Source organism: Peribacillus sp. P4_C12, assembly GCF_056402095.1.
Map to the genome: position 1 here is coordinate 1 of NZ_JBFUIB010000132.1, position 8818 is coordinate 8818.

The following is an 8818-nucleotide window of genomic DNA, read 5'->3' on the forward strand; positions in this document are numbered from 1 at the left end:
AACATACTCTTCTCCAAACAAGACCTTAGTATAGTTATGGGCCTTCGGCTGATATTCACCGGAGAAGTTCAAGTCAATATCAGGAACCTTATCCCCTTTAAAGCCAAGGAAGGTTTCAAACGGGATATCATGTCCGTCTTTTGTATAAGCAATGCCGCAATCTGGACAGTCTTTATCTGGCAGGTCAAATCCAGAACCCACAGAACCGTCATTGAAGAATTCCGATTTTTTACACGTTGGACACACATAATGCGGCGGCAGCGGGTTAACCTCAGTAATTTCAGTCATCGTTGCAACGAACGAAGATCCCACCGACCCCCGTGATCCTACGAGATAGCCATCATTCAAAGATTTTTTAACTAGTTTGTGAGAAATCAAATAAATAACGGCAAATCCATGGCCAATGATGCTTTTCAGTTCTTTTTCAAGACGGGCCTCTACGATTTCCGGCAGGTCCTCTCCGTATATCTTCCTTGCCATGCCGTAACTCATCTCACGCATCTCTTCTTCTGCACCTTCAATTTTAGGCGTGTATAACTCATCCTTGATAGGCTTGATTTCATCTATCATATCAGCGATTTTATTCGTGTTAGTTACCACGACTTCTTTGGCTTTCTCAGAACCAAGGAATGAGAAGGCCCTCAGCATTTCATCAGTTGTCCGGAAATGTACATCCGGCAGCTTATGACGATTCAGCGGGTTCGCTCCACCTTGTGAATTCACAAGGATTTTACGGTAAATTTTGTCGTTTGGGTCCAAATAATGAACATTCCCTGTGGCAACGACAGGCTTATCCAATTTCTCACCAAGCTTGACGATATTTGTGATGATTGTTTCTAACGATTTATCATCCCTGATATATTCAAGCTCAATCAAATGCTGGTATACTTCCTTCGGATGAATTTCAAGATAATCGTAAAATTCAGCGATATCTATGACTTCCTCAAAACCCTTTTGCATCATCCCTTCAAAAACTTCCCCTTTATCACATCCGGATCCAACGAGAATTCCTTCACGATACTTTTTAAGTTGGGAACGCGGTAACCGAGGTACACGATAATAATAATCAATATGTGATATCGAAATTAATTTAAAAAGGTTTTTTAAACCAGCCTGTGTTTGCGCAATCAGCGTACAATGGGACGGACGGGAACGCTGATAAGCATTTCCTTTCCCCATATTGTCATTTAGCTGATCATGATGGGTAATGTCTTTTTCCATCGCATCCTTTAGCATCTTCAACATAAGGTAGCCTGTAGCTTCGGCATCATATATGGCCCTATGATGCTGGGTCAAATCGATATCGAACTTTTTACATAATGTATTTAAACGATGGTTTTTAAACTCCGGATATAAAAATCGGGCTAGTTCCAATGTGTCCAGAACTGGGTTCGCTGCCTTAGGATATCCCATGTTTTTATAACCTATATTCAAAAAGCCCATATCAAATGTCGCGTTATGAGCAACGAGTATGGCATCTCCTGCCCAATTCCTGAACTTTTCGAGTACTTCCGAGACTTCCGGAGCATTTTCTACAAGATCATCAGTGATTCCCGTCAAATCTATGGTCGTATTGGATAACGGATGATGAGGATTCGCAAATGACTCGAATCGATCAATAATGTCCCCGTCACGAATTTTTACTGCAGCAAATTCAATTATCGTATCATAAACGGCAGACAGTCCTGTCGTTTCTACATCAAACACGACATAGGTGGCATCAGCCAATGCAATATGCGCCTCATTATAGACAACCGGCACGCCGTCGTTTACAAGATTCACTTCGACGCCGTAAAGAATTTTAATGTCATTCTTTTTCCCAGCACTATAAGCTTCAGGGAATGATTGGGCACCTGCATGATCCGTGATGGCAACAGCCTTATGCCCCCACTTGGCTGCCTGGGCAATAAGGGCAGAAGTCGGTGTCACCGCATCCATAGAACTCATCGGAGTATGCATATGCAGTTCGACCCGCTTTTCCCCTTCAGGAGCCTTGTCCTGTCGACCCTGTTTAGAAATTTCATTTATATCATTTGCAATCATAACCAAATCCCGTACAAATGTATCATTTTGAATGCTACCTTGAGCACGTACCCACATTCCCTTTTTCACACGGGCAAGAATTGCGGCATCTTCTTTATCACGTGAAAACATTTTGACTAATATTGAGCTGGTATAATCCGTGACTTTGAACGTCAGTAAGCTACGGCCACTACGAAGCTCTCGGACTTCCGCATCAAATACGAAGCCCTCAATTGCAATTCTCCGCTCTTCATCGATAATCTGTTCAATTCTGCGGAAATCAGCATCTTCTTTAATCGTATAACCAATCTTAACAGGTCCTTCGTAGACGCCATCGTCTCCACCTTTTTCCGATTCTTTCTTCTGCATTTCCACTAGGGCAGCAAGCCCCTTTTCCGCGTCTTCCTTTTGTTTCTCTTCTAAAAACTTCTGATAATCAGGATTCGAAACTGTTTCCTTTACTTCCGCATCAAGAGTCAGTGGAGGGAAACCAAACGTTTGATAGATATTCGAAATGAGTCCAGAGTATTTTCGTTTCAACTGACCGGCCTCAGTATCATTTCGTGCACTTACGATAATTTTATATCCATTTACTGTAGGCTCTTGCTCATTTAGTAGTGACAATAGAGCTGGAGACATGCCTTGAAGCTCGCCTATGCAGTTTTTCCAATACTCTTTAACTAATTGTTCGGTCACTTGCGGGTTAGCTACATTCAAAGTGAATGAGACCTTCGCAATATGGGCGAAGGTACTTGCTAATTGAGTAGCAAGTCTTGTATGAACACTGCAAGGAATTAACGCAGGTATATTAAAGGCAAAATGCCATGTTTTGGACTCTCTCTCAATTGAGAGCTTATCAATTTCGGCACCAATGAAAAAGTTCACAAAGGCATCCTCAGTCAAGTCCATCTGCTGGAGCAAGAGTTGAAATCTCTCTCTACCGCTATTTGGATTTTGATCCATTTCCTCTCTCCCCTTATCTACTATCTCTTAAGATTTTATTCATTATTATTTCTACTCTAATATCAGTGGTTATTATAACATAACACGTACCTTTCACGAGTATCTAAATGTAGGAAAAGGAAAAGCATCATTCAATTGAATGATGCCTCCCTTCGCTATTTTTCAAAATAATTATCCTAATATTTCGCGAAGTTTTTGAGTTAGTTCAGCTCTTTCAATTTCAAGAACCTCACCAGTTTTACGGATTTTCACTTCGACAATTCCCTCTGAAGCCTTTTTACCGACTGTTACACGGACAGGAAGTCCAATTAAGTCTGAATCAGCAAATTTAACACCGGCACGTTCTTGACGATCATCCATCAGAACGTCAAAGCCTTGTGTTTTAAAATCATTATACAATTCTTCTGAAAGTGCAGACTGCGCTTCATCCTTCATATTAATTGGGATCAAATGAACTTGGTATGGCGCTAAGTTCACTGGCCAAACCAATCCTTTTTCATCGTTGAATTGCTCAGCTACAGCTGCAAGTGTGCGAGATACACCAATTCCGTAACAACCCATGATCATCGGCTGTGATCGTCCATTTTCATCAAGGTAGGTCGCGTTCATCGCTTCGGAATATTTTGTCCCCAGCTTGAATACGTGACCAACTTCAATCCCTTTAGCAAATTGAATTTTTCCGTTTCCATCCGGTGATAGGTCACCCTCTTGAATAAAACGAAGATCCAAATAATTGGCTACATTAAAATCACGGTCTGGATTTACATTCACATAATGGTAGTCTTCATCATTTGCACCACAAATTCCATTGACCATTACTTCGATAGCAACATCCGCAATCACTTCTACGTCAGAAGTGACATTGATTGGTCCAAGAGAACCAATTGCACAGCCCAAAACATCTTTCGTCTCGATTGGATCTGCCATTTCTACGACTGATGCGTTATAGAAATTCTTCAACTTAATATCATTGACTTCATGATCACCGCGCACCAATACGAGCACAAATTTTTCATCCACTTTAAACAACAACGATTTAATCAACTTCGTAGCATCCGTTTTTAAGAATGTTGCTACTTCCTCGATTGTTTTTTGCCCAGGTGTATGAATTTTTTCAAGTGCACCCTGTGCTTCTGAACTTTTTTCATAGTTCACACTTACTGGTGCCATTTCAATATTAGCTGCATAATCAGACGTATCTGAATAGGCAATTGTATCTTCCCCTATTTCAGATAGGACCATGAATTCATGTGTATCTTTTCCACCCATCGCTCCTGAATCGGCAATGACCGCACGGAAATTAAGACCGCAGCGGCTAAATACATTTGCATACGCCGCATATAATTTTTTATAAACAGCATCAAGGCTTTCTTGATTAGCATGGAAAGAATAAGCATCTTTCATGATAAATTCACGTCCACGCAACAATCCAAAGCGCGGCCTCTGTTCGTCACGGAATTTTGTTTGAATTTGGTATACTGTTAAAGGAAGACGCTTGTAAGACTTCACTTCATCACGAACTAGGCTTGTAATCACTTCTTCATGTGTGGCACCAAGCGCAAATTCACGGTTGTTGCGGTCCTTCAAACGCATCAACTCTGGACCATATGTATACCAACGTCCAGATTCCTGCCAGAATTCCGCTTGTTGTAAAGCAGGCATTAAAAGCTCAACTGCACCAGCATTATCCATCTCTTCCCGAACGATGGCTTCAACCTTTTGAAGCACTTTTTTCCCAAGCGGCATGAAACTATATACCCCACTGGAATTTTGTCTCATAAATCCTGCACGTAATAATAGCTGATGACTTTTAATTTCTGCATCTGCAGGTACTTCTCTCAATGTAGGGATTAACGTCATACTTTGTTTCATATCTGCACCTCTTCAATAATTCCTTTAAATTAAACTGCCGCCACGGATAATTACATCCCGTAGCTTTTATACGGTCATATAATACAAAAAAAGACTTTCTGAGATATTCAGAAAAGCTGATTTAATATACTCATTCTCGATTATACTTACGATTTCCTTAGAAAACAAACTATTTCCCCAAAACGTTTAAAAAACTTAAGAAAATGGTGATTTCCATTCCCATGATTAGAAACAGCCAACAGATAATTCTGCTGGCCTGTAATACCTTATTCGAACATGTTTTATAAGAAGAATCGCTGGATGTCATTCCAAGTAACGACAATCATTAACAACATCAGCAATGCAAACCCGATAAAGTGAACCATTCCTTCTTTTTGGCGGTCAATTGGTTTTCCTCTTAAGAATTCTACCACGAAGAATAGCAGTCTTCCTCCATCCAACGCTGGTAATGGAAGAAGGTTCATAATTCCTAGGTTAATGCTGAGCAGTCCTGCCCATTTCATCAACGTGAATATACCTTGTTTTGCAACTTCTTCTGTGGATTTATAGATTCCTACAGGGCCTGATAGACTGTCGATCGTAAAGCCGCCCGTTACAAGGTCACCAAGAATAATAAAGATCTGTTTTGTCCAAAAATATGTTTCGGTAAAACCGTATTGTATTGCTTTAATCGGTGCTTTTTCAACTGGAGGATAGACACCAATAATTCCAATTTTCTTGCCATCTCTCTTCACTTCTTGAGGAACAACGGGTACTTCTAATGTTTTCCCGTCCCTATCAACGACAAATTCTATTTCTTGTCCAGGGTTTTTTTGTATGCTTTCCTGAACATCTCCCCAAGATGAGACTTCTGTTCCCTCAATTGATTGAATAACATCTCCAGATTTTAACCCGGCATTTATAGCCGAACCATCTGCAGTCAGTTCACCGAGTTTTGCTTCATCCACAACAACCCCTTGAAACAAACCAATCAACACAAAAATAACAAACGCCAAAACAAAGTTCATCGCTGGCCCAGCTACAATCGTTAGGAAGCGGTGTCCTAGCGACTTTGAGGCAAATTGTCGGTCATAAGGTGCAATCTGATTTTCTACACCATTTTCAACGATTACCGCTTCTTTATGAATGGTAAAGGTTTTTAACGTATCTTCCTCCCCCTCTTCATAACCTGTAAGAATCAGTTTGTGATCAAGGTCGATCACTTCTACTTCAACAAGCCGGATATCAGGATATTTATCTTTATTGTTCAAAATGATTTTTGTAACATACTCTTCATTATCAAAAATTAATCCTACGCGATAACCCGGCTTTAGCTCAATATTTTCAGCATCTTCGCCAGCCATACGCACATACCCACCTAGAGGAAGCAGGCGAATCGTATAAACGGTTTCCTTCTTTTTATACGTGAATACTTTTGGTCCGAAACCGATTGCGAACTCACGGCATAAAATTCCGGCACGCTTTGCAAACACTAAGTGTCCAAGCTCATGGAAAAATACAAGAGCACCGAAAATGATAATGAACGCTATAATCGTTTCTAAAGTCTGCATGTTCCGGTCACCTATCTTTCACTAAAGATTCTATATACTGCCTTGTCATTAAATCTACTTCCTGAATGGTTTCTAAATCCGGAAGTGTTATGACAGAATGCTGATTCAGCGCTTTTTCAATCAAAGTCTCAATTTCCAGGAATGATACCTTTCCAGATAAAAATGCAGCTACTGCTGCTTCATTGGCTGCATTCAACACGGTTGTCATTGTTCCGCCCATTTTACCTGCTTTATAGGCAAATTGCAAACAAGGATATCTGGTGAAATCCATATCGCTAAAATGAAGTTTTCCTGCATCAGCCAAGTTCAGACGTTTACGCCCCACGAGTGGTAGACGGTCAGGATAAGTAAGGGCATATTGAATCGGTACGCGCATATCTGGTGTGCCCAGTTGGGCAATCACACTAGAATCATGAAATTCAACCATGGAGTGGATGATACTCTCCCTATGTAACAATACATCAATTTTATCGTATGAAAGATCGAAAAGCCAGTGGGCCTCAATTACTTCCAACCCCTTATTCATCATCGAAGCTGAATCTATCGTAATTTTAGCGCCCATCGACCAGTTCGGATGATTTAGCGCCTCTTCCACCGTAACACCTTTCAATTCTTCTCGGGTACGATCCCGGAAGCTGCCGCCTGATGCAGTAATGACTAGACGTTCGATATTCTTTTCCTTTTCGCCCTGTAACGCCTGGAAAATCGCTGAATGCTCACTATCAACAGGGAGTAATCTAACTCCAGCTTTTTTAGCTTCATTTATGACCAAATGACCTGCAGTCACTAATGTCTCCTTATTAGCGATTGCAATATCCTTTTTAGCCTTGATTGCCTGCAAAGTTGGATAGAGTCCTACGCTTCCGATGACGGCATTGACTAATATTGTAGCTTGATCATAAACAGCAACAGCGGTCAGTCCTTCATCTCCGTACATGAACTCGATATCTTTTTTGCTGAAGAATTCACTTTTTAAAAGATGATAATCCTCTTTAGTCTGTACTGAAACAAGTTTCGGTTCAAACTCTTGTATGTAAGTTCTGACCAATTCTATATTTTTCCCAGCTGAAAGCGCCACTATTTTGAATTGATCAGGATGAGCCCTCACTACATCCGCTGTTTGTTGGCCAATCGAACCYGTTGCACCCAAAAGGCTGATATATTTCAAATTGTTCATCTCCTAATTTATATAACACTTGCCTATGCCTTTATTTGTATTATAATACATGCAATAAATGCAAAATCGGTAAAATAAATATCAGACTATCAAGCCTGTCCAAAATTCCTCCATGACCTGGAAGAAGCTTTCCTGAATCCTTTACCCCATAATGGCGTTTATAAGCCGATTGAACGAGATCACCCAATTGGCCGAAAATCGCAATGATTAAAGAAATCAATAGTAATTGTAATAATGTATAGTCGAGGGAAGAGAAAACATAAAATAGCACACCCACTATCAACGCGGAGAATACCCCGCCGAAAAATCCCTCCACCGTTTTATTTGGACTGATTTCAGGCCATAACTTTCTTTTACCTAGTGACTTACCGATAAAGTATGCTCCTGAATCGGTTGCCCAAATCGTAAATAATGCAAGCAAGATATATATCAGACCCAGCCCCAACGAATCACGTGTTTCAAATAGATAGTAGAATCCCATGCCTAGATATAGGATTGTAATCACTAAAAAGCCTGCGTCATCAAAAGTAAAACGATTTTTTGAAACGACTGTATAAAGAAGTAGCAGTAAAACGCCCATTAAGAAAATTTGGACTTTATCGTAATTAATATTGGCTAAAAAAGCGGTATTTTCATTGGGTAGTAAAAGTACCCATAACAAGATATGTGAAAGAATCGCTTCAAAAGAGAGCACACGCATATTTTTCATTTTCATCAGTTCATACAAACCAATGGACGCTAGCAGATAAACCAGCAGTAAAAAGGGAATTCCCCCTAAAATAACTATTGGAATGAAGATAGCGGCAGCAACGACCGCCGTAATAATTCGCTGTTTCATTATTCCATTTTCCTCGCCTTCTACATTAAACGCCACCGAATCTTCGTGAACGCTTTTGATACTCCTCAACTGCCTGCAATAAATGCTCTTCACTAAAATCCGGCCATAATACATCTGTAAACCATAGCTCTGTATAAGCCGCCTGCCATAGCATGAAATTACTTAAACGGATTTCACCGCTTGTGCGAATCAGTAAATCTGGATCTGACAAATGCTTAGTCATTAAGTAACTTGTAAGTATTTCCTCCGAAACATTTTCCTTTATTATACCATTCTTAGCATCATGAACGATGCTATTCACTGCGGTTACGATTTCTCCGCGGCTTCCGTAGTTTAGAGCAAAGTTTAAAATCATCCCATCATTATTCTTAGTATCTTCCATTGCCCGTTTAACGG

6 protein-coding genes are annotated in these 8818 nt (G+C 40.3%); all 6 read right to left on the bottom strand.

Going from position 1 to position 8818, the window contains the following annotated elements:
* Nucleotides 1-2985: PolC-type DNA polymerase III (locus AC1DUW_RS15815; RefSeq protein WP_477642933.1), on the bottom strand; the 2985-nt coding region annotated here is incomplete at its 3' end.
* Nucleotides 2986-3156: 171 nt separating this feature from the next.
* On the bottom strand, nucleotides 3157-4857 hold the full coding sequence (locus AC1DUW_RS15820; RefSeq protein WP_053345356.1) for a proline--tRNA ligase: 1701 nt from the start codon (nucleotides 4855-4857) through the stop codon (nucleotides 3157-3159).
* A 281-nt stretch (nucleotides 4858-5138) separates the two neighbouring features.
* Nucleotides 5139-6407 carry an RIP metalloprotease RseP gene (gene rseP / locus AC1DUW_RS15825; protein ID WP_053345355.1) on the bottom strand — a complete coding sequence of 423 codons (1269 nt, stop codon included), beginning with the start codon at nucleotides 6405-6407 and terminating at the stop codon, nucleotides 5139-5141.
* Nucleotides 6408-6414: 7 nt separating this feature from the next.
* A complete protein-coding gene (gene dxr / locus AC1DUW_RS15830) occupies nucleotides 6415-7575 on the bottom strand; it encodes a 1-deoxy-D-xylulose-5-phosphate reductoisomerase (protein WP_053345354.1) in 1161 nt (386 codons plus the stop codon).
* 49 nt (nucleotides 7576-7624) lie between these two features.
* Nucleotides 7625-8422, bottom strand: a complete 798-nt coding sequence (locus AC1DUW_RS15835; RefSeq protein ID WP_053348015.1) for a phosphatidate cytidylyltransferase — start codon at nucleotides 8420-8422, stop codon at nucleotides 7625-7627.
* A gap of 25 nt (nucleotides 8423-8447) precedes the next feature.
* The coding region (gene uppS / locus AC1DUW_RS15840) for a polyprenyl diphosphate synthase (protein ID WP_477642934.1) at nucleotides 8448-8818 on the bottom strand (371 nt) is incomplete at its 5' end.